This is a genomic window from Kitasatospora sp. NPDC004745 (assembly GCF_042873275.1).
Classification (GTDB): Bacteria; Actinomycetota; Actinomycetes; order Streptomycetales; family Streptomycetaceae; genus Kitasatospora.
This window is the reverse complement of sequence record NZ_JBIALK010000003.1, coordinates 18,817-41,291: the sequence shown is the minus strand read 5'-3', so window position 1 is coordinate 41,291 and position 22,475 is coordinate 18,817. Positions and strand designations below refer to the sequence as shown.

Here is a 22,475-nt window from a genome sequence, read left to right as displayed (position 1 = left end):
GCGGTGCCGCCGGAAGCCGTTTTGGCCTGACCTGGCAAGGGCCTCCCGCAGCGCACCGGCGTGGCCGGGGAGCCGCCCGGCCCCGCGGCGAGGGTCGAGGTGTGCTGGGAGGCTGCTTTCATCGGAGTTCGACGGTGACGCCGAACGTCCTGAGGAGGTCCACGATCTCGTCGACGTACGACCGGCCGGTCCGAGGGTCGAGGATGTGCTCGGAAAGAGCCGTGCGGGCGACCTCGGCATGGTCCCAGACGAGGGTGAACGGGGGTACGACGGAGGGCCCGCCGAACAGGTGGTCCTTGACGGACTCAAGGTTGGTTCCGTAGTTGGCGCCGGGGCCGAGGAGAGCCTCGCCGAGCGCCAGGAACAGCCCGGGCCGGTCCGTGACGTGTCGCCCGTCGAGATGGTAGGTCCCGCCCGGGCGGCCGATGCCCACACCGTACGGTCCGATGCTGGTGAGGTGGAGCCACTCGGACCTGCCCGGGGTGTCGAACCGGGCCCACTGGTTGCGCTGCGTGGGAATCCCGGAGTACCAGACGTCCCAGACCTGGCGGGCTGCCATGGTGGGGCGGTCGGCGAGCCAGGGAACGCCACCGCTGGGGTCGGAGATGGTGATGTCGACCAGAGTCCCGCCGAGGACGGACGGGCGGGCGTCACCGGCGCGGAAGCGGAGGTCGTACTGGGTCATGCGGCGGCCGTTGCGGTCCAGCGCCCACAACGCGATGACCTCGTCGTCCGGCGGCCGCGGCGAGCGGAGTCCGGCCAGCAGGGGTTCGGCGGGTTCGCAGCCGATCAGATGCAGCGGCTGGGACTGCCGCCGCGGACGCGGACCGGACAGGCCGTCGATCGACAGGCAGCTGCTCTCCCCGTGGACGGTCGACAGGTCGATCTGCGGAGCCGGTTCGGGCTGTGGGCCCCAGTCGTCCTCGACACCGGCTCCGACGGTGATGTCGACCCGATCGGGGTCTCCGGGCGCGGGCCGGTGGGCCAGCACGGCCACGTTCTCCAGCGCCCAGAACCGGGGGCCGTCGCTCATGGGATCCGCGGGCTGGATGACGAGGCCCATGCGACCCAGCAGCAGGGCCGGATCCGACGACCGCGTGACCGCCTGGACCAGCCCGCTCCCGCGGGGGCAACCCCGCAGCGTCAGAACCTCACGCGGCAGCGGCGGCGGGTCCATGAACAGTCCCTCGACCTCCGCGCAGCGCCCCCAGAGCTCCCCCGCCTTCTCGTCATCGTCGTCGTAGTACTCCCGCACCAGGAGGTACCGGACCGGGAAGTCCCGCCCCCACGCCACGTGCTCCTCGGACCGCACACTTCTCCCCACCTGCTGACGATCTTCGCTCGCACACGATACGAGTCACCGCCGCGGCTGGCTTCCGAATATCGCCCGCTCGGAACGACGCTCCGCGTGAGTCGGGTCGTGGTCAGCCCCGGTGTCGGTGGAGCGGGCAGCGGTGACCAGGCGGGCGGCCGGGGCTCACCGTAGTGGGCGGGGCTGTCAGGGCTGGACCTGGGTGAAGTGGGCGAGGGCCTGGGTGGGGTCGGGGCTGAGGAGGCGGTCCAGGCCGGCGGTGGTGATCTCCGCCCATCTGTGGGCTCGGGGCCACATGCGGTCCTCGAATGCGCGGACGGTCGCGTCGAGGTCGCCCGGGCCGGTGGCGATGGACTCGGCGAGTTCGGCGCCCTCCAGCATGGCGAGGTTCGCGCCGGCGCCCAGTGGGGGCATCAGGTGGGCGGCGTCGCCGAGGAGGGTCACGCCGGGGACGTGGGGCCAGGTGTGGTCCACGGGCAGGACGTGGAGGGGGCGGTGGACGAAGGCGGTGCCGTGGCGGAGGAGGTCGAGGACGGGGGCCGCCCAGCCGTCGAACAGGGCGAGCAGGCTTGACCGGACGGCCTCGGTGTCGGCCGGGTCCAGGTGGGCGTGCCAGTCCAGTGGTGCGCGGAACTGGGCGTAGACCTTGACGTGGCCGCCGCTGTTGCGCTGGGCGACGAGCTTGCGGTTCACGCCGTACACGGCCACGGAGCCGTCGCCGACCAGCCGGGCGAGGTCGGGGTGGCGGGTGTCGACGTCGTCCAGGGAGGTCTCGACCGAGGTGATGCCCGTGTAGTGCGGCGTCACCGGCGAGACCGCCGGGCGGACCCGGGACCAGGCGCCGTCCGCGCCGACGACGAGGTCGAACGCCTCCTGCCGCCCGTCGGCGCAGTGGACCACCGCGCCGCCCCCGGTTCCCGGCACCACGCGCGTCACCCTGCGCCCCCACTGGACGTCGAGCGGGCCGAGCAGCAGGTCGCGGAGTTGCCCGCGGTCGATCTCGGGATTGGCGTGGTCGTCCGGGCGGGGCCGCCAGTCGCGCAGGACGGTTCCGTCCGTGTCCAGGATGCGCATGGCCTGCCCCTCGGGTCGGGACAGCGCCTGGAACTCCGTCAGCAGCCCGGCCTTGTCGAGGGCGAGCTGGCCCATGCCTTCGTGCAGGTCCAGCGTGCCGCCCGGGGGGCGGGCGTCGGGGGAGGGGTCGCGTTCGAGGACGGTGACGGGGTGGTGGTGGCGGTGCAGGACGCGGGCGAAGGCGAGGCCGCCGGGGCCGCTCCCGACGACTGCGATGCGAGGGCTCATGGCGATACACCGTATTGGTGCGGTGCGGTGTATCGCAACGGTACGGTGAGTCCATGACTGTCTGGGACCGGCCGGAGCCGCCGACTCGCCCCGTGCCGCTCGACCGCGAGCGGATCGTCGCCGCCGCGGTCGCGCTCGCCGACGAGGGCGGGCTGGAGGCGGTGTCGCTGCGCAAGGTCGCCGGTCGGCTCGACGCCGGACCGATGCGGCTGTACGGATACATCGCCACCAAGGAGGAGCTGTTCGACCTCATGGTGGACGAGGTCCAGGCCGAGATCCTCCCCGAGGAGCCGCCCGGCGACTGGCGGGAGGCGCTGCGCGGCATCGCCCACGGCACCCGGCGGGCGGCGCTGCGCCACGAATGGCTGGCCGACCTGCTCGGCGGCCGTCCGTCCCTGGGCCCGAACGGCCTCGCCGTGACCGAGGCCAAGCTCGCCGCCCTCGACGGCCTCGCCGACGTGGACACCGTCATGCGCGCGGCGGAGACCGTCGGCGCCTACGTCATCGGTGCGCTCAGACGCGAGATCGCGAACCTGCGGGCCGAGCGCGCCACGGGCCTGTCCAAGCGCGACTGGCAGCGCGCCTCCGGCCCGCACGTGACGAGGATGCTGGCCACGGGCCGCTTCCCCGCGCTGACCAGGGCCGTGCACGACGGCACGCACGTGGACGCCGAGACGTCCTTCGCGACCGGCCTGGACTGGGTCCTCGACGCCGTCGCCGCCAAACTCGCCGGGCCGCCCGCCTGATGCTCGGCGCTCGCCGCAGCTGAGCGACGGCGAGGGCGGTGCCGGTGGCCCTGCCTAGCCCTGGGTGAACCCGGACAGGTCCGCCAGCATCGCGGCGACGAGCTCGCGGCGGCTGCGGACACCGAACTTGTCGAAGACTCCGGTCAGGTGTTCCTGCACGGTGTTGGCGGAGATGTGCAGCTCGTCGACCACCTGGCGGGTGGAGTAGCCCCGGATGACCAGGGCCGCGACCCGGGTCTGCGCGTCGGTGAGTCCGTGGGCGCTGAGCAGGACCGCACCGAGCTCCGCCGGCCGGGCCGGTTCCACCACCACGCCGATCTGCGGGCCCACCCGGCTGGTGTGCAGCGCCAGCCACCGGCCCGAGCGCCCGCGGACCCGGACGGTGGACGGCACCGGGCCGGAGGCGGCCGCGAGCACGCTGACCGGGAGCCGGCCCGCGTCCTGCCGGTCGCCGTCGGGGAAGTCGGCCAGCCACTGCTCGGCCTCGGGGCTCATGGCCACCGTCCTGAGGGCGGAGTCGAGCAGGATCAGCCCCACCCCGTCCGGGCCGGCGGCGGCCGGGGAGTCCGGGGAGGACGGCGCGGCGGTCACCGCGGCGCGCAGGCCGGCCGCCAGCACCGGGGCGACGCGCCGGACGAGGGCGAGCTCCTCACCGGTGAAGCCCGCGGAGGACGCCTCCCGGTGCAGGCAGAGCACGCCCCAGCAGCGGTGCCCGGTGACCAGCGCGGCGCGCAGTTCGTCGCCGAGCCCGAGCGGTGCCATGATCTCCCGGTAGCGGGCGCTGTCCGCCCGGTTGCCCCGGGTGGCCCGGTCCAGGGAGCCGACCGGATCCTTCGCCCGGGCGAGGCCGGCGAACTTGTTGACGTCCGCCCGGCCGAACTCGTTGTCGAGGAACAGGGCCGTCGCGGGACCGAGCGGGTCCTCGGCGGTCGCCGAGGTGAACAGCAGCGTCACCGGATCGACGGTCGCGAACAGGGCCGCCTCCGCCGGTACCACCCGGCGCAGACGGCCCAGGGCCTCCGTGCCCAGCGCGTCGGCGTCCAGCCCGCTGCGGCACCGTCGTTCGATGTCGGCGAGTCGGCGTTCCACCGCCGCACCGGCCACGACCACCACCCTACGCCCGGCTGCCCCGGCCCACCCCCTGCTACGCCGGGCCCGGGACGAGCCCGAGCTGGCGCAGCAGCCCCAGCTCGTCGAGCCGGCCCCAGCGTTCGACGATGCGGCCGTCCCGGAGCCGGAAGATGTTGATGCCACGGAGCGTGACGGTGCGCCCGGTGGCCGGTGCGCCGAAGATCTCGCCGCGCTGGGTGCCGCTGGCGCTGAAGTGCTCCACGACCAGGTCGTCCTCGGCGACGAGGAAGTCGGGCATCGCGTGCCAGTCCGGGAAGGCGCTGCGGAACAGGACGGCGGCCCTGCGCATGCCCTCACGGCTGGGGTCGGAGTCGACGGGCGGGTCGTGGTTGAGGAAGTCCTCGGCGAGGTACTCGTCGACCGCGGTGAGGTCTCCCTTGGTGAACAGTGCGTCGATGAAGGCGCGTACGGTCTCCCGGTTGTCCGCGGTTCGGCTGTCGTCCGCGGTTCGGCTTTCCTCTGCGGTTCGGGTGTCGTCTGCGGTTCGGGTCTTCTCGATGGCGTCCATGGCCCCAGTCTTCGACGCCGCCCGGGCCCCCGGTACCCCAAGGACCTGGGGTTCCCGCCACGCCCCGTACCCGGCGCGGTTGCGCACGGACCGGCCCGCGTCGACCGTTCCGGTCTCCCGGGTGTGAGTGGTCGGCGTACAGGAAGTCCCGTTGAGATGGATCCTGCTGGGCTCGGCCAGTTCGAGGGGGCGTCGGCTCTGCGCGTCGCCCCGGGGATGTACCCCGGATACGCCCCCGGGCCGAGGGCCTGGACGAGGTGACATCCGCCGGCCGACGCGGTGGACCGTGGTCCGTACCTAGCGTCGATCCCATGAAACGCAGTCTTTGTATCAGCGCTGTCGCGGCCCTTGCGCTCGCCGCCCTCGTCACCGGAACCGGCGCCGGGTTCGCCGCCACGACCACGCCGTGGGCCGCACCGGTGGCCACGCACGCGTTCGACGCCGCACCAGCCGCGGCCGCGGCCGCCGCGCCCACGCGGACCTTCCAAGGCGCGCTCCCCGCGCCGACCGGCCCCTACACCGCCGGCGAGGACGTCATCCACCTCACCGACGAGAACCGCCCCGACCCGTGGGTGCCGTCATCCGGCCCCCGCCAACTGACCGTCACGATGATCTACCCGGCCGTCCCCGGGACCGGGACCCCGGCCCCTTACATGACCCCCGCCGAGGCAGCCGGAATCATCGAGCACAGGCACCTTCCGCCGAGCACCGGCATCACCCCGCAGACCCTTTCCGGCGTCACCACCCACGCCTTCGACGGCGCGCGGCCGAAGCGCGGCAAGTATCCGCTGGTGGTCCTCTCACCCGCGTACGAGGACCCGCGCATGACGCTCACCTCGCTCGCGACCGAGCTGGCCAGTCACGGCTACGTCGTCGCACTCGTCGGCCACACCTACGAGGACTACGGCGAGACGTTGGCGAACGGCCAGACGCCGTCGTGCGCGATCTGCAATGACCCGGCGACGATCGACTCCGTCCCCGCCAGCCGCGCGCTGGACGTGTCCTTCGTGATCGACCGGTTGACGCACGGCAACACCGCATGGCGCCTGGCACACCTCATCGACAAGCACCAGATCGGCATGGCCGGACACTCCATCGGCGGAGCGTCAGCCGCCGCCGCGATGATCGCCGACCCGCGCGTACGGGCCGGAGTGAACATGGACGGCACCTTCAAACCGGCCCCGGCGCCCGGACAGGTCGACCGGCCGTTCCTCATGCTGGGTGAGGCCGACAGCGACGACGACAACTGGAGGCAGAGCTGGGCCGCGCTCGGCGGCTACAAGAAGTGGCTGACGGTCGTCGGCGCCGACCACTTCAGCTTCACCGACCTGGAGGTGCTTCAGAAGCAGGCCGGGTTCCCGTCGCCGCCCCTCTCCCCGGAACGCGGGGTGGTGATCACCCGTGAGTACGTGACGGCGTTCTTCGACCAGACGCTGAAGGGGATCCACCGTCCGCTGCTGGACGGCCCCTCGCCGGACAATCCGGAAGTACTCTTCCAGCCCTAGGAGTCTGGGCCCCCGGCGTGACAAGCGGCCTGGTGGCCCGGGCGGGTGCTGTGGTTGCACGCCCTGCCGGAACGCCGGAGGCCCCGGCCTGGATGGCCGGGGCCAGGGCGGCCGTCAGGTGTTGCGGCGTCGGAGGGCTCGGACGCCGAGGCCGTGGGCCATGGAGCCGAGAGCCAGGACGACGAGCGGCCACCCCGCCGGGGAGTCGGCGTGGGCCAACCCGGTCGAGGCGGACTTCGGGCCGCTGAGGCAGTTCACCATCGCCAACTCCAGCCACCCCAACCGCACCGTGCAGACCCGGGACCTGCACGCCTACCTGCGCCGGCGCAACGCCAACGCCGGCCACCGCGACGTCCTGGCCGCCGAACGCACAGAACGCGCCCGCATCCGAAGCGAGAAAGGCATCCGCTGGGGCGGACGGCCTCTCAAGAGCGCGGCTTGGTCCGACCTGGTGGACCTGTCCGGCCGCATCACTAGAGTTTCGGGCCATGAGTGACGACGTTCATCTGACCGCTTCGGCTTCGGATCCGTCGGGGGCGGGAGGGTGGTGGACGGACCTGCCGTGGCTGGTGAACGCTGATCCGGAGCGGGTTCTGGGGTTGCTGGCTTCCGATGCGGATTCCGATGGGGACTCCGGTGCGCGACTGATGGCTGCCGTTTACCGGGCGTCGGTGGACGTACACCGGGACGTGCCACCGTGGGTGCGGCGGCAGCTGCTGGCCCTGGACGCGGCTCGGTACGGGGACCGGGAGTTGTCGGCACGGATTGCCGCCGTGTCAGTGGAGGATGTCGACACCGAGCCGTGGCAGGTGCTGTGGTCCACCGGCGCGCGGAGTGACCCGCACTTCCAGATGAACCCGTCCGGTCACACCGGCGGTGTCGACGCGGTGGTGACAACCTTCTCGGACGGCCGCCACGTCGTGGTCACCGGCAGCAAGGACCAGACGGTCCGGGTGCGGGACCTTGAGACCGGCCAACCGGCCGGCGGGCCGATGAGCGACTTCCACGGCAGGGTGTGGGCGATGGCGACGGAGGTCGTGGACGGTCGGCCGTGCGTCGTCACGGCCAGCGACTGGGCGGTACTCGCGTGGGACCCGGCCACCCGCCAGCAGACGGGCGAGCTGCCGGGGATCAACGGTGAGGTGTGGTGTCTGGGCACGGCTGTCGTCCAGGGGCGACCGTGTGCGCTCGCCAGCGACGACGACGTGTCCGTGCGGGTCTGGGATCTGGCCAGTGGGGAACAGGTCGGCGAACTCACCGGACACGACGACTTCCTGATGGCCATCGACACACTGGTCATCGATGACAGGCCCCATGCGGTGGGCTGTATGAGCGGTGGCAAGGTCTGGCAGTGGGACCTGACCACCGGACAACCGGTCGGGGAGCCCCTGCCGGGCCACGACGGCGAGGCGTGGGCGGTCGCGACAGCGGTCGTCGGCGGCAGAGCCCACGCGATCACGGCAGGTCACGACGCCACCGTGCGCGTGTGGGACCTGGTTATGGGACGGGAAGTCGGCAGGCTGGTCGGCCACGAAGGCACCGTGTCCGCAGTGGTGACCGCGGTGATCGGTGGAGAACTCCGGGTCGTCACCGGTGGTTCGGACGGAACGGTGTGCCTGTGGGAGCTGGCCGCCGGGCGGCAGATCGGCCGGGAGCTGGTGTTTCCCGCGCCAGTCCATGCGCTGACCGTGACCCCGGAAGGCTGGCTCGTGGTGGGCTTCGGCGGCGACGTCGCGGTCCTGTCCCTGCATGCCGACCCTGACCCTACTGGACCGTGAGCCGTTGGTGCTGTGACCGGATGGTTGCCGGTTCCGCCCCGGCGATCAGGACAAGATGCAGCCGGCGGCTGCGCAACCCGGCGAACCTACGGTCCGTTCTGTCGGTGGAGGGCAGTTCCCGCCGGGGGCGGGGCCTCGGTGGCCTCGGGCGTTCTCCTGTGCGAGTGGCGTGCGTGTGTTCGCGGCCGGTTTCGGACGGGTGTCGGGGCGTACCCGTCCGAAACCGGCGGGGTGGGTCAGGGGTGGGCGGGGGTGGCGGTGATGCGGTCGCGGATGAAGGCGATCACCTCGGCGGCGCGGTCGGTGAGGTAGAAGTGGCCGCCGGGGAAGACCCGGAGGTCGAACGGGCCGGTGGTGTGGGCCTTCCACTCGGCGGTCTCGGGGACGGCCGCGCGGGGGTCCCGGTCGCCGACGAGGGCGGTGACCGGGCAGGACAGCACGGCGTCGGGGCTGCTGCGGTAGCGGCCGACGGCCAGGTAGTCGTTGCGGACGGGCTGAAGGATCATGTCGAGGAGTTCGGCGTCCTCCAGCACGCCGTTGCCGGTGCCGTCGAGGGTGCGGAGGTCGGCGACGATCTCGGCGTCGGTGAGGTCCAGGAGTTCCGTCGAGCCCAGGGAGGGCGACTTACGGCCTGAGACGAACAGATTGGCCGGAGGTCGACCGTCGCGTTCCAGCCGCAGCGCGACCTCGAAGGCCACCAGAGCGCCCATGCTGTGGCCGAAGAGGTCCAGCGGGGTGTCGTGCCACGGGTCGAGGGCCCGGACGATGCCGTCCGCGAGGCGGCCGATGTCGCCGATCCCGGGTTCGAGTCGGCGGTCCTGGCGGCCCGGGTACTGGACGGCGAGCACTTCGATGTCCGGGGCGAGTGCGGCGGAGACGGGGTGGAAGTAGACGGCCGAGCCGCCGGCGTGCGGGAAACAGACGAGCCGTCGGGTGGCCGTGGGGGAGGGGTGGTAGCGGCGGCACCACAGGCCGCTGTCCGCGACGGGGGCAGTCATCGGTGGTCCTTTCGGTTCGGGTGGGGAGGGTGTGACGGGAGCGGCGACTTGTCATGTCCCGCGCTTGTCGTGGAGATGGATCAAACCTGCGGTGGATTAATTTCGGGCTTTGACTCGTTCCGGCTCATTCCTCCGGCACATGACGACTGCCTGTTGGCGAGCGGCGGGAGCGGACCATAGATTCACCGGAGATCCAGCCTGCGGCGTCGAGGGGGACGTGCCGCGGCTGTGACCGGGCCGGCGCGTCCGCCGCCGTGGCCCGTCGCCCCGTTCCGTCGCCACGAATCGAGGCCGCCCGTGCAGTTCGGAATGCTCGGCCCGCTGTCCATCCAGGTGGACGGAGCGGAGCGTGAGGTGTCCGCCCCCCGGCAGAGAGTGGTGCTCGCACTCCTCCTGGTCAACGCCAACCGCGTCGTCTCGGTCGACCGGATCGCCGCCGCCGTCTGGGACGGCGGCCCGCCGCCCAGCGCCGCGGCCACCGTCCGCACCTACGTGATGAGACTCCGTCAGGTCCTCGGCGGCCAGGCCGGAAGACGGATCCTCACCCGCGCCCCGGGCTACCAGATCGAACTCGACGAGGACGAGACCGACCTCGGGCGCTTCACCGCGCACCGCAGCCGGGCCGCCGCCCACATCCGGGCCGGAGAGCTGGAACGGGCCTCGGCCGAGTACGCCACCGCGCTGTCGCTGTGGCGCGGGGAGCCACTGGTCGACATCCCCTCCCGCACGCTGCGCGACGTCGAGGGGCGCTACCTCCACGAACTGCGGCTGCAGACGCTGGAATCCCGCCTGGACGTCGACCTCGCCCTGTGCCGGCACGCCGAGATCATGCCCGAGCTCTGGCGCGAGGTCCGGGAGAGCCCGCTGCGCGAGGCCCTGGTCAGCCGGCTGATGCTGGCCCTGTTCCGGGCCGGCCGGCAGTCCGAGGCGCTCGCCCTGTTCCAGCTGACCCGCACCGCCTTGATCGACCAGCTGGGCGCCGAACCGGGGCCCGAGTTGCGGGAGATGCAGCGACGGATCCTGGCCGCCGACGACCCGCTCGCCCCGGCCGCCCCGAAGGCCGACGCCGCCGGGTCGGAACCGCAGCGCCCCGGCGGGTACCGGGCCGAGCCGCGCTGGCCCCGGCCCGCCCAACTGCCGGCCGGCCCGCCCGCGCTGGTGGGCCGGGCCGCGGAGGAGCGCGAGCTCGCCGACCGGCTGCTGGCCGAGGTGCCGCCCGGCGCGACCGCGGCGCCCACCGTGATCACCGGCAGCGGGGGCATCGGCAAGACCGCGCTCGCCCTGCGGGTCGCGCACGGCGTCCGGGACCGGTTCGGCCACGGTCAGCTCTACGCCGACCTCGGCGGGACGGGCGACCCGGCCGAACCCGGCGAGGTGCTCGGCCGCTTCCTCGCCGACCTCGGGGTCCCCGCCGAGGAGATTCCCGCCGACCAGGAACAGGCCGCCCTGCTCTACCGCTCGCTCACCGCCGACCGCCGGGTCCTGGTGGTGCTCGACGACGCGAGCAGCGCGGCCCAGGTCCGCCCGCTGCTCCCCGGCTGTCGGGCCGGCCGGGTGGTCGTCACCAGCCGGCACCGGCTCGCCGACCTGGACGGCGCGCGCACCATCGCCCTGGCACCGCTGGACGAGCCGGCCTCCCTGGACCTGCTCGGCTCCATCGTCGGCCGCCGGCGCGTCGAGGCCGAGCCGCACGCGGCCCGCGCCGTCGTCCGCCGGTGTTCCGGCCTCCCGCTCGCCGTCCGCATCGTCGGCGCCCGCTACCTGGGCCGCCCGAACTGGGACCTCGGCCGGCTGGCCGCCCGGCTGGCCCGCTCCGCGCACCTGCTGGACGAGCTGCGGGTCGGCGACCTCGGCGTCCGGGTCGGACTGGAGAGCGGCTACCGGAGCCTGCAGGGTGACTCCCGGGACCGGCCGGCGCTGCCCGACCCGGCCGCCGTCTTCCGGATGCTGGGCGCCATCGGTGCCGAACACACCGACGCCGGCATCGTCGCGGGCCTGCTGGACTGCCAGGTCGACACCGCGGAGGCCGTCCTGGAGGCCCTCGCCGACGCCCACCTGCTGCACGACCGCGGCTGCGGCCGCTACCACCTGGACCACCTGCTGCGCGCCTACGCCCGGGAGCGGGCCGAGGCCGAGGACCCGCCCGAGCGCCGGACGGAGACCCTGCGCCGGCTGCTCAGCGGCTACCTGCGGATGGCCGAGGACTCGCTCGCCCCGCCCGGCGGCCAGGGCACGGTGGGCCGGGTGCACGGCCCGGCGTTCGGCCCCTGGGAACCGCACCCCAGCACCGTGGACTGGTGGCACGCCGAGCAGGCCAACCTCAGGTCCGCGCTGGAGCTGGCCGCCACCGCCGGGCTCAACCCGGTCGGCCACCGGCTGCGGTCGATGCTCGGCCGGACCGTCGGCAGCGCGACGTAGCGCCGGACGGGCGGGAACCCGACGTAGCGCCGGACGGGCGGCGGCCCGGTGCCGCGCCGGAGCGTCGGCACCACGGTGCGGGGCCGGACCGCGGGCAGGGCGACGCGCCCCGAGGACCAGCAGTCCGGACCCGCACGAGCACCCCAGCCAGGACGACAGCCACAACGAGCACCCCGGACAAGGAGAGCCATGGCCCAGCAGGTGACACCCACGCAGGAACTCTTCGACTACATCAGGCGGAACTCGCTCAGGGACGACCCGCTGCTGGCCGCGCTGCGGGCCGAGACCGCCGAGCTGCCGGGCGGCGAGGCCCTGCAGGTGATGGCCGAGGAAGGACAACTGCTCGCTCTCCTGGTGGGGTTGACCGGTGCCCGGGCGATCCTGGAGATCGGCACCTACACCGGTTACAGCACGCTCTGCATGGCCCGCGCCCTGCCGCCCGGCGGGGAGCTGGTGACCTGTGACATCACCGACCGCTGGCCCGACATCGGAGCCGTCTACTGGGAGCAGGCCAAGGTCGCCGACCGGATCGACCTGCGGATCGGCGACGCCGTCGAGACGCTGGCTACGCTCCGGGCCGAACGCGGACCGGAGTCCTTCGACCTGGTGTTCGTCGACGCCGACAAGGCCAACTACCTGCGCTACTACGAGGAGTCGCTGCCGCTGCTGCGGCCCGGCGGCCTGCTGGTGGTGGACAACACGCTGTACTTCGGGCGGGTCGCCGATCCGGCCGCGCAGGACCAGGACACCCTCGGCGTCCGGGAGCTGAACGCCGCGCTGCACACCGACGACCGGGTGGACATCTCGCTGCTGGCCGTCGCCGACGGCATCACGCTGGTCCGCAAGAAGCCGTGAGCCCGGGGTGCCGGGCGGCGACCCCCGACGGGGCCGTCCGCCCGGCACCGCAGCGCCCGGCGCCGCGCCGCCCGGCTGCACGGCGGTCAGGGCGCGGTCGCCCGGTCGCCCGCGGTGCGCCCGGCGGCGAGGTCCGGCGCGATCAGGCGGACCGTCGGCGAACCGGGACGCGGCGAGGGCACCAGGTGCAGCACCTGCACACCGCCCTCGGCCCCCGCGGCCGAAGCTCCTGCCGGGTCCGGAGCTCCTGCCGGGTCCGGAGCCTCCGTCGGGTCCGGAGCCTCCGTCGGGTCCGAAGCCCCCACGGCCGGAGCCCCAGCCGCGTCCGGAACCTCCCCGGCCCGCTGCGCGCCGCCCCCGGTGCATCCGCAGTCCTGCTCCTCGAACCCGGCGAAGCGGTACGCGATCTCCATCATCCGGTTGCGCTCGGTGGCCCGGAAGTCCGCCGTCAGATGGACCCCGGCGGCGGCCGCCCGGTCGATCAGCCAGTCCAGCACCGTCGTGCCCGCCCCGAAGCTGACCACCCGGCAGGAGGTGGCGAGCAGCTTGAGGTGCCAGCGTTCCGGCAGCCGCTCCACCAGCAGCACGCCGACCGCGCCGTGCGGCCCGAAGCGGTCGGCCATGCTGGCCACCAGCACCTCGTGGTCGGGATCGGTGAGCAGCTCGCGCAGCCGCCGGTCCGAGTAGTGCACGCCGGTCGCGTTCATCTGGCTGGTGCGCAGGGTGAGTTCCTCGACCCGGGAGATGTCCTCCCCGGTGGCCCGGCCGATCCGCAGCTCCAGCTCCAGCGAGCGCAGGAACTCCGCGTCCGGGGCTTCGGAGTCGGCCCGTTCCTCGTCCCGGCGGAAGCCGGCCTGGTACATCTCCCGGCGCCGCCGGGCGTCCGCGGTGACCACCGCGGGGCTGAACTCCGGCAGCTCCGCCAGCTGCGCGGCCTCCTCGGCCGGGTAGCAGCGCACCTCGGGCAGGTGGAAGGCGACCTCGGCGCGCTCGGCGGCGCGGTCGTCCACGAAGGCGATGGTCCCCGGGGCGAACCGCAGCCGCTCCGCGATCCGCCGCACCGACTCCGACTTCGTCCCCCAGCCGATCTGCGGCAGCACGAAGTACTCGGCGAGGCCGAGCTGTTCGAGCTTCGCCCAGGCCAGGTCGTGGTCGTTCTTGCTGGCCACCGACTGCAGGATGCCGCGGGCGTCCAGCTCGACCACGACCCGGCGGATCCCCTCCGCCAGCTCCACCTCGCCGTCCTCCAGCAGGGTGCCCCGCCAGAGCGTGTCGTCCAGGTCCCAGACCAGGCACTTGACGGTCTTGACGATCGGTGCGCTCACCCTTCCTCCCCCCTCGGTGCGACGGCCAGCGCGTGGTCGGCCAGCAGCAGCCGGCACAGCTCGCTACTGCCCTCGATGATCTCCATCAGCTTGGCGTCGCGGTACGCCCGCGCCGCGACCCCGCCGTCCCGGGCGCCGGCCGAGGCCAGCACCTGCACGGCGGTCGCCGCGGCCCGGGCGGCCTGCTCCGAGGCGACCTGCTTGGCCAGCACGGTGGCGATGACCTGCTCGGCCGAGCCGGCGTCCCAGCAGCGCGAGGCGTGCTCGCAGACCCGGGTCGCGACCTGCTCCGCGACCAGCAGGTCGGCCAGGTGCCCGGCCACCAGCTGGTGGCGGCCGATCGGCTGCCCGAACTGCTCGCGGGTGGCGGCGTGCCGGGACGCCGCCTCCAGACAGGCCCGCAGGATCCCGACGCAGCCCCAGGCCACCGACATCCGGCCGTACGCCAGGGCGGTCGTCACCAGCAGGGGCAGCGGCAGCGCCGACCCGCCGAGCAGCCGCCCGGCGGGCAGCCGCACCCCGTCCAGCCGGACGTCGGCGTGGCCGGCCGCCCGGCAGCCCATCGGGTCGGCGACCGGCTCCACGTGCACCCCCGGCGCGTCCGCGGGCACCAGGACGGCGGCGGCGCCGTCCTCGTAGCGGCCGAACACCACCAGCAGGTCGGCGTAGCGGGCGGCGGTCATCCACCGCTTGTGCCCGTCCACCACCAGTTCGTCGCCGCTGCGCCGGACGGTGGTGGCCATCGCCGCGAGGTCGCTGCCCGCCCCGGTCTCGCTGAAGCCGACCGCCGCGAGCCGGCCCGAGGCGAGGTCGGGCAGCCAGGCGCGCTGCTGCTCGGGCAGCCCGAAGCGCTGCACCGTCCAGGCCGCCATGCCCTGTGAGGTCTGCACGCTGCGCACCGAGCTGCACAGCCGGCCGGTCCCGGCGGTGAGTTCGCCGTTCTGCAGGCTGCTCAGGCCGAGCCCGCCGAAGGCCTCAGGGAGCTGGGCGCACAGCACGCCGGCGGCGCCCAGCTCGCGCAGCAGCGGCAGCGGGAGGACTCCGGCGAGGTCCCACCCACCGGCCCGGTCGCCGATCCGGTCGCGGACCGTGGCGGCCGCGATGGCCAGGGCGTCAGCCATGCTGCGCCCCGGCGGCCTGCTGGAGGCGGCGGACCATCGCGGTCATCACCGTGACGGTGCGGAAGTTCTCCAGGCGCAGGTTGGCGCCGCGGATGCTGATGCCGAAGGACTTCTCCAGGTGCACCACCAGTTCCATGGCGAACAGCGAGGACTGCCCGCCGTCGCCGAACAGGTCGGTGTCGGGCAGCCAGGACGTCCTGGTCCGGGACTCCAGGAAGCGCAGCAGCTCCTTCTGCACGGTCTCGTCGTCGGTGGGCCCGAGCGGGCCGGGGTTCGTGTTGGCAGCGGCGGTCATCGCATGTCCTCCTCGTAGGTGTAGAAGCCCGCGCCGCTCTTGCGGCCGAGCGTGCCCGCGCGGACCTTGTCCAGCAGCAGGTCGCAGGGGCGGCAGCTCTCGTCGCCGGTGCGTTCCAGCAGCACCAGGAGCGAGTCGACCAGGTTGTCGATGCCGATCAGGTCGGCGGTGCGCAGGGGCCCGGTCGGGTGGCCGAGACAGCCCTGCATGAGGGCGTCCACCGCCTCGACGCTCGCGGTGCCCTGCTGGACCACCCGCGCGGCCGTGTTGATCATCGGGTGCAGGATGCGGCTGGTGACGAAGCCGGGGGAGTCCCGGACCACCACCCGCTCGCGGCCGAGGGCGCCGAGCAGGTCGTCGACGGCGGCCATCGCGGCGTCCCCGGTCCGGGCGCCGCGGACCACCTCGACCGTCCTGATCAGGCTCGGCGGGTTCATGAAGTGGGTGCCGAGCAGGTCGGCCGGGCGGGCCACGGCGTCGGCCAGCTCGTCGATCGGGATGGACGAGGTGTTGGAGATCAGCAGCGTCCCCGGGCGGACGGCCGAGGAGACCTCGGCGAGCAGCCGGGCCTTGAGCGCGGCGTCCTCGGTGACCGCCTCGATCACGGCGCTCGCCCCGGCGACGTGCTGCGCCGACCCGGTGGTCAGCAGGGTGCCCGGTTCGGTGTCGGCGGGCAGCCGGCCCATCAGCTGGGCCAGCCGCAGGCCGTCCGCGATCCCGTGCTCCGCCCGGGCCAGCTGGTCCGGGTCGGTGTCGACCAGGGTGACGGAGACGCCGTGGCCCAGCGCCAGGGTGCTGATGCCGGTGCCCATCACCCCCGCTCCCAGGACGACCAGCCGCTCGGTGGGCCGTGGTGTCGACGTCATGCGCCCTTCCCCTCTTCGTTGCCGGTGCCGGCGAGGACGGCGTCCAGCCAGTCCTGCACGGTCTTGCCGGTGGTCTCCACGTGTTCCTCCATCAGCGACCAGTGGTCGCCCGGGACGTCCAGCACGGTGTGCGCGCCGGGCCAGGACGCCCGCCAGTCGACGGTGCTGTCCGGTGCCGGCTCGGCCAGCGGGCTGGACGCCCGGACCAGCAGCACCGGGGCCCCGATCGCGGGCGGCCGCCAGTCGTCCAGCAGCTGGAAGTAGCGGCCCATCGCGGTCAGCCGGGCGCCGTCCATCGGCGCGGCCCGGTCCTCGCGTTCGAACATGCCGCCCACCAGGACGTCCTCGAACTGCGTCATCGCGGCGTCCCCCGACAGGTAGGTGTCCAGCAGGACGACGGCCGCCGCCGGTGTGCCCAGCTCCTCCAGCCGGGCCGCCACCGCGTGGGCCAGGGTGCCGCCGGAGGACGAGCCGAGCAGGACGAGTGGCCGGCCCCCGGCTGCCGCCAGCGCCGCCGCGGCCTGGAAGCCGACCAGCGCGGCCATCCGGTCCGGCAGCGGTTCGGCGGCCGCGAACCCGGGCGCGTCCAGGGCGCTGACGCCGTGCCGGCCGCGGAACAGCGCGGCGAAGCGGGCGTACTGGTGCGCGCCGCCGAGCGCCACGATCGAGCCGAAGCAGACCAGCTCCGGCCGGGCCGGGGGGCCCTGCGGCGGTTCGACCAGCCGCAGCGGCGCCGGGCCGTCGCCGGAGGCCAGCAGCGCCTCGCCGGAGGAGAACGCCGGGCGCAGGGCCGCGGCGGTGCCGAGCAGGGCGATCCCGGTGTCGATCCGGCCCTGTGCGCAGGCCTGCCGGAACAGCGCCGCGACCGGGTCGGTGCCGCCGGCCGTCCGGTCGGCGGAGGGCTCGTCCCCGTGCCGGGTGTCCCGCTGCGGTCCGCCGTCGGCCAGGGCGTCCAGCAGGCGACTGGCCAGCCGCTCCGGGGTGCCCGCCTCGAAGACCAGGGTGGGGCGCAGCCGCAGGCCGGTCGCGTCGGCGAGGCGGTTGCGCAGCTCGACCGCGGTCAGCGAGTCGAAGCCCATGGCCAGGAAGGCCGTCCCGGTGGACACCGCGTCCGCGTCCGGGTGGCCGAGCACCGCGGCCGCCCGGCGCCGCACCAGGTCGAGCAGCAGGGCCGCCCGCTCCGGCCCGTCGGCCCGGGCGAGCCGTCGGCGCAGCTCGTCGCCGTCCTCGCGGCTGCCGCCCGCCGTGCCGCCCGCCGTCGTGCCCGCGCCGCCGGGTACGGGCCGCACCAGGGCCCGCAGCAGGGGCGGGACGGGACCGTCGGCGGCCGACGGCAGTTCCAGGCGCACCGGGACGGCCGTGGTGGCGGCGCCGCCCAGCGCGGCGTCGAACAGGGCGAGCGCCTCGTCGGTGGGCAGCGCGCCCGCTCCGGCGCGGGCGATCCGCTCCAGCTCGGGCCCGGCCAGGTCGGCGGTGAGCGTGCTGCGCTGCTCCCACAGGCCCCAGGCCAGCGACCGGCCGGGCAGTCCCTGCCGGCGGCGCAGGGCCATCAGTGCGTCCAGGCAGGCGTTGGCGGCCGCGTAGGAGGCCTGGCCGGGGCTGCCGAAGACGCCGGCGGCCGAGGAGAAGACGACGAAGGCGGTGAGCCCGGCGTCGGCGGTCAGCTCGTGCAGCAGGCGGGCGCCCTCCAGTTTCGGGCCGAGGACGGTGGCCAGCCGCTGCGGGGTGAGCGACTCCAGGACGCCGTCGTCCAGGACCGCGGCGGTGTGCACCACCGCGCGCAGCGGGTGGTCGTCCGGGACACCGGCCAGCACCTCGGCCAGGCGCCGGCGGTCCGTCACGTCGCAGGCCGCCACCGTCACCTCGGCGCCCGCGGCGGTGAGCTCGGCCACCAGCTCCGGCAGGCCCGGGGCGTCGGCGCCCCGGCGGCCGAGCAGCAGCAGGTGGCGGACACCGTGTTCGGCGACGAGGTGCCGGGCGACCAGCCCGGCCAGGGTGCCGCCCCCGCCGGTGAGCAGCACCGTGCCGGCCGGGTCGAAGCGCTCGGCGGCGGGCGCCTCCGGCCCGGGGACGGCGGCTCGCACCAGCCGGGGGGCGGACAGCACGCCGCCGCGCACGGCGAGCTGCGGCTCCGCGCCGTCGAGGGCGGTGGCCAGGGCCGCGGCCGTCCCGGCGGGCCCGTCGGTGTCCAGCAGGACGAACCGGCCCGGGTGTTCGAGCTGGGCGCTGCGCAGCAGCCCCCAGACGGCCGCGCCGGCGAGGTCCACCGGGTCGGTCGTGCCGTGGTCGACGGCGCCGCGGGTGAGCACCACCAGCGGGGCGGCGGCGGCCGCCGGGTCGGCGAGGTGCTCCTGCACGGCGGTGAGCACCCGGCCCACCGCCGCGAGCAGCTCCGCGGGCGCGGCGTCGGGCGCCACCGGCGGGCAGGGCAACAGCGTCAGCTGCGGTGCCGCGGCGACCGGCCCGTCCGGCAGCAGCCCGGCCGCGGTGTCGTCCACCGGCCCGGCCGTCGGCGCGTCGTCCACCGGCCCGGCCGTCGCCCAGCGCGGGACGGGCGCCGGGGTGGCGGCGAGCCGCGTCCAGGCCAGTTCGAACATCGACCGGGACGGGGTGCGCAGCGCGTCGAAGGAGGCGGTGCGCATCACCAGCGAGCCGACCTCGGCCACCGGCCGCCCGGTCGGGTCGGTGATCCGCACCGACACGGCGTCCGCGCCGTCCGGGGCCAGCCGGACCCGGAGCACCGGCTCCTCGCTGCGGGTGACGCTCACCCGCTGCCAGGAGAACGGCAGCGGCACTCCGCCCGCCTCGGCGCCCGGCCGGTCCGCGCGCAGACCGACGGTCTGCAGGGCGGCGTCCAGCAGGGCCGGGTGGACGGCGAAGCCGGCCTGCGGCGCGACCGGGCCGGGCAGGGCGACCTCGGCGAACACCTCGTCCCCGCGCCGCCAGGCTGCCTGCAGCCCGCGGAACGCGGGCCCGTAGTCGATGCCCCGGGCCTCGAAGCCGCGGTAGCAGTCGTCGACGGGCAGGGCGACGGCGCCGACCGGCGGCCAGGCGCCCCGGTCCGGTTCGTCGGCCTGCGCCCGGGCCCGTTCGGTGCTCGGTCCGTCGGTCGGGTCGTCGGCCGGGTCGTCGACGGGCTCGCCGGCCGGGGCGAGCAGGCCGCCCGCGTGCCGCCGCCACGGCCCTGCGGCGCCGTCCTCGGCCCTGGAGTGCAACTCCACCGGGCGGCGCCCCTGCCCGTCCGGACCGCCCACCGTGAGCCGCAGCTGCACGGCGCCGCCCTGGTCCGGCAGCACCAGCGGCGCGGCCAGCGTCAGCTCCTCCACCAGCGGGCAGCCCAGCCGGGCGCCGACCGAGGCGGCCAGCTCCAGGTAGGCGACGCCCGGCAGCAGCACGGTGCCCGAGACGGCGTGGTCGGCCAGCCACGGCTGCGTCGCCAGGGACAGCCGCCCGGTGCACAGCACCCCCTCGCCGTCGGGCTGTTCGACCAGCGCGGTGAGCAGCGGGTGCCCGAGCGCGAGCTGCCCGGCGGAGGCCGGGTCGCCGCCGGCCGGCGGCGCGTCCAGCCAGTAGCGCTGCCGCTGGAACGGGTACGTCGGCAGCGCGAGGGGCCGGGCCGGCAGGTCGGCGAAGACCGGCCGCCAGTCGACCGCCAGGCCCTGCACGTGCGCCTCGGCGAGGGCCAGCAGCAGCCGGCGGGGCCCGCCGTCGCCCTGCCGGAGGGTGGCGAGCACCACGGCCTCGTCGGCGGCCGCGTCCGCCACGGCGTCCTCGATGCCGAAGGTGAGCGTCGGGTGCGGGCTGACCTCGAGGAAGGTGCGGTGCCCGGCGGTCAGCAGCTCCTGCACGGCGGCGTGGAAGCGGACGGTGCCGCGCAGGTTGCGGAACCAGTAGTCCGGGGTGAGGTCGCCGGCCCGGACCGGGCCGCCGTCCACGGTGGAGACCATCGGGACGGTCCCGGCCCGCGGCACGATCCCGTCGAGGTCGGCGTGCAGCCCCTCGCGCAGCGCGTCCACGGCGGCCGAGTGCGAGGCGTAGTCGACGGGCATCCGCCAGGTCAGCACGCCCTCCTCGCCGAGCTCCTGCTGGAGGCGGTCGACCGGCCCGGCCTCGCCCGCGACCACCGCCACCCGGGGGCCGTTCACCGCGGCGAGCGACACCGCGCCCCCGTACGGGGCCAGCCGGGCGGTCAGCTCCTCGGCGGGCAGCATCACCGTCGCCATGGCGCTGTCGCCGCCCGTCCCGGCCAGGGCCCGGCTGCGCAGCGCCACCACCCGGGCCGCGTCCTCCAGGGACAGCAGCCCGGCGACGCAGGCGGCCGCCACCTCGCCCTGGCTGTGGCCGACCACGGCGGCCGGGCGCACCCCGTGCGCGATCCACACCGCGGCCAGCGACACCATGACGGAGAACAGCACGGGCTGGAGCACCTCGACCCGTTCCAGCGGGTCCCCGGTGCGCAGCGCGGCCGTCACCGACCAATCCAGGTACGGCTCCATGGCCCGCTCGCAGTCGGCCATCCGGGCCGCGAACTCCGTTGAGGAGTCGAGCAGTTCGGCCGCCATGCCGGGCCACTGGGCGCCCATGCCGGGGAAGACGAAGACCGGGCGGCGGGAGCCCTGGGGGGCGGTGCCCCGGACGGCGGCGGGAGCGGCGTCGTCCTCGGCGAGCGCGGCCAGGGCCGCCAGCAGCTCCGCCCGGTCCTCACCCACCAGCACCGCCCGCTCGGCGAAGGCCGGGCGCCCGAGCGCCAGCGCCCGGCCGACGGCCCGCGTGCCCTCGGCGGCGGTTCCGTCGGGGTCTCCGCCGAGCCGGGCGCGCAGGCGGGCGGCCTGCGCACGGAGGGCGGCCGGGGTGCGGGCCGACAGCAGCCAGGCGGCCGGTCCGTCGGTCCGTGCCGGGCCAGGCCCGGTCTCCCCGTCGGCAGAGAACGGGCAGGACTCCAGCACCACGTGGGCGTTGGTGCCGCTGGCACCGAAGGAGGAGACGCCGGCCCGCCGCGGGCGGCCGGTCTCCGGCCACGGCCGGGCCTCGGTGAGCAGTTCCACCGCCCCGTCCGACCAGTCCACCTGGGTGGAGGCCCGGTCCAGGTGCAGGCTCTTCGGCAGCACCCCGTGCGCCATCGCCAGCACCGTCTTGATCACCCCGCCGACGCCGGCGGCGGCCTGGGTGTGCGTCAGGTTGGACTTGAGCGAGCCGAGCAGCAGCGGCCGGTCGGCGGGGCGGTCCTGCCCGTAGGTGGCGAGGATCGCCTGGGCCTCGATCGGGTCGCCGAGGCGGGTGCCGGTGCCGTGCGCCTCGACGGCGTCGACGTCGGCGGCGGTGAGTCCGGCGTCGGCGAGGGCGGCCCGGATGACGCGCTGCTGGGAGGGGCCGTTGGGGGCGGTGAGCCCGTTGCTGGCGCCGTCCTGGTTGACGGCGCAGCCGCGCACCAGGGCCAGCACCGGGTGCCCGTGGCGGCGGGCGTCGGAGAGCCGCTCCAGCAGCAGCAGGCCGACGCCCTCGCCGAAGCCGGCGCCGTCCGCGCCGTCCGCGAAGGACTTGCAGCGCCCGTCCGGCGCCAGCCCGCGCTGCCGGCTGAACCCCACGTACAGGCCGGGCGTCGACATCACCGTCACCCCGCCCGCCAGCGCCAGCCCGATCTCGCCGGCCCGCAGCGCCTGGCAGGCCAGGTGGATCGCCACCAGCGAGGACGAGCAGGCGGTGTCCAGGGTCACCGCCGGGCCCTCCAGGCCCAGCGTGTACGCCACCCGCCCGGAGGCGATGCTCGGGACGCTGCCGGTGCCGAGGAAGCCCTCCAGCTCCGCCGGGATGCTGGTCAGCCGCGCCGAGTACTCGTTGTACATCACGCCCGCGTACACCCCGGTGGCGCTTCCGCGCAGCGACAGCGGGTCGATGCCCGCCCGCTCCACGGCCTCCCAGGCCGTCTCCAGCAGCAGCCGCTGCTGCGGGTCCATCGCCAGCGCCTCGCGCGGCGAGATCCCGAAGAAGCCCGGGTCGAACTCGGCGGCGTCGTGCAGGAACCCGCCGTGCCGGGTGTAGAAGGTGCCGGGCGCGTCCGGGTCCGGGTCGAACAGCCCCTCGACGTCCCAGCCCCGGTCGGCCGGGAAGCCGGTCACCGCGTCCCGTCCGTCCAGCAGCAGCTCCCACAGGTCCTCCGGGGAGCGCACGCCGCCGGGGAAGCGGCAGCTCATCGCGACGATCGCGACGGGCTCCGCGGCCCGTGCGGCGAGCGCCCGGTTCTCCTCCCGCAGCCGTTCGTTGGCGAGCAGCGACGCCCGCAGGGCCTCGACCACCTGGTCGGTGTGCATGGTGCTC

Annotated in this window: 14 protein-coding genes and 2 pseudogenes; 6 read left to right on the top strand and 10 right to left on the bottom strand. The window is 75.0% G+C overall.

The annotated features are described in order from the left end of the window. Positions 1-118 precede the first annotated feature (118 nt). On the bottom strand, positions 119-1,324 hold the full coding sequence (locus tag ACFYUY_RS07155) for a barstar family protein (protein WP_387898742.1): 1,206 nt from the start codon (positions 1,322-1,324) through the stop codon (positions 119-121). Between the two features lie 174 nt (positions 1,325-1,498). Next, entirely contained in the window at positions 1,499-2,614 is a 1,116-nt protein-coding gene (locus tag ACFYUY_RS07150) for an FAD-dependent oxidoreductase (protein WP_387898739.1), read from the bottom strand. A 53-nt stretch (positions 2,615-2,667) separates the two neighbouring features. Here ACFYUY_RS07150 and ACFYUY_RS07145 point away from each other — a divergent pair, with 53 nt between their 5' ends. Next, positions 2,668-3,360, top strand: a complete 693-nt coding sequence (locus ACFYUY_RS07145) for a TetR/AcrR family transcriptional regulator C-terminal domain-containing protein (protein WP_387898737.1) — start codon at positions 2,668-2,670, stop codon at positions 3,358-3,360. Between the two features lie 54 nt (positions 3,361-3,414). On the opposite strand, the gene ACFYUY_RS07140 is transcribed toward ACFYUY_RS07145, so the two are convergent. Continuing rightward, complete coding sequence (locus ACFYUY_RS07140; protein ID WP_387898734.1) at positions 3,415-4,464, bottom strand: LuxR C-terminal-related transcriptional regulator; 1,050 nt, start codon at positions 4,462-4,464, stop codon at positions 3,415-3,417. Positions 4,465-4,504: 40 nt separating this feature from the next. After that, on the bottom strand, positions 4,505-4,999 hold the full coding sequence (locus ACFYUY_RS07135) for an ester cyclase (protein ID WP_387898731.1): 495 nt from the start codon (positions 4,997-4,999) through the stop codon (positions 4,505-4,507). 311 nt (positions 5,000-5,310) lie between these two features. On the opposite strand from ACFYUY_RS07135, the gene ACFYUY_RS07130 reads away from it, so the two are divergent. The 3 genes and pseudogenes from ACFYUY_RS07130 (at position 5,311) to ACFYUY_RS07120 (ending at position 8,282) form a co-directional block, all read left to right on the top strand. Then, on the top strand, positions 5,311-6,504 hold the full coding sequence (locus tag ACFYUY_RS07130) for an alpha/beta hydrolase family protein (protein ID WP_387898728.1): 1,194 nt from the start codon (positions 5,311-5,313) through the stop codon (positions 6,502-6,504). A gap of 205 nt (positions 6,505-6,709) precedes the next feature. Next, a pseudogene (locus tag ACFYUY_RS07125) lies at positions 6,710-7,000 on the top strand (hypothetical protein); the annotation flags it as partial. Further along, positions 6,993-8,282 (top strand): hypothetical protein, encoded by a 1,290-nt coding sequence (locus tag ACFYUY_RS07120; protein WP_387898725.1) that lies wholly within the window; start codon positions 6,993-6,995, stop codon positions 8,280-8,282. The pseudogene ACFYUY_RS07125 and the gene ACFYUY_RS07120, both read left to right, overlap by 8 nt. A gap of 236 nt (positions 8,283-8,518) precedes the next feature. On the opposite strand, the gene ACFYUY_RS07115 is transcribed toward ACFYUY_RS07120, so the two are convergent. Further along, positions 8,519-9,280, bottom strand: coding sequence for an alpha/beta fold hydrolase (locus ACFYUY_RS07115; protein WP_360216396.1), 762 nt, complete (start codon positions 9,278-9,280; stop codon positions 8,519-8,521). Between the two features lie 297 nt (positions 9,281-9,577). Between ACFYUY_RS07115 and ACFYUY_RS07110 the strand changes: the two genes are divergently transcribed. After that, positions 9,578-11,698, top strand: coding sequence for a BTAD domain-containing putative transcriptional regulator (locus tag ACFYUY_RS07110; RefSeq protein WP_387898722.1), 2,121 nt, complete (start codon positions 9,578-9,580; stop codon positions 11,696-11,698). A gap of 189 nt (positions 11,699-11,887) precedes the next feature. Then, entirely contained in the window at positions 11,888-12,553 is a 666-nt protein-coding gene (locus ACFYUY_RS07105) for a class I SAM-dependent methyltransferase (RefSeq protein WP_360216390.1), read from the top strand. A gap of 86 nt (positions 12,554-12,639) precedes the next feature. On the opposite strand, the gene ACFYUY_RS07100 is transcribed toward ACFYUY_RS07105, so the two are convergent. From ACFYUY_RS07100 to ACFYUY_RS07080, 5 genes and pseudogenes are all read right to left on the bottom strand, one after another. Next, entirely contained in the window at positions 12,640-13,866 is a 1,227-nt protein-coding gene (locus tag ACFYUY_RS07100) for an HAD-IIIC family phosphatase (protein WP_387899536.1), read from the bottom strand. Between the two features lie 8 nt (positions 13,867-13,874). Continuing rightward, a complete protein-coding gene (locus ACFYUY_RS07095; protein ID WP_387898719.1) occupies positions 13,875-14,999 on the bottom strand; it encodes an acyl-CoA dehydrogenase family protein in 1,125 nt (374 codons plus the stop codon). Then, positions 14,992-15,294, bottom strand: a complete 303-nt coding sequence (locus ACFYUY_RS07090) for an acyl carrier protein (protein ID WP_360222780.1) — start codon at positions 15,292-15,294, stop codon at positions 14,992-14,994. Before ACFYUY_RS07090 ends, ACFYUY_RS07095 begins: the two co-directional genes overlap by 8 nt. Beyond that, complete coding sequence (locus ACFYUY_RS07085) at positions 15,291-16,160, bottom strand: 3-hydroxyacyl-CoA dehydrogenase family protein (protein WP_387898716.1); 870 nt, start codon at positions 16,158-16,160, stop codon at positions 15,291-15,293. The genes ACFYUY_RS07090 and ACFYUY_RS07085 overlap by 4 nt, the downstream gene beginning before the upstream one ends. Continuing rightward, positions 16,157-22,468: pseudogene (locus ACFYUY_RS07080) on the bottom strand (type I polyketide synthase); the annotation flags it as partial. The gene ACFYUY_RS07085 and the pseudogene ACFYUY_RS07080, both read right to left, overlap by 4 nt. Positions 22,469-22,475 lie beyond the last annotated feature (7 nt).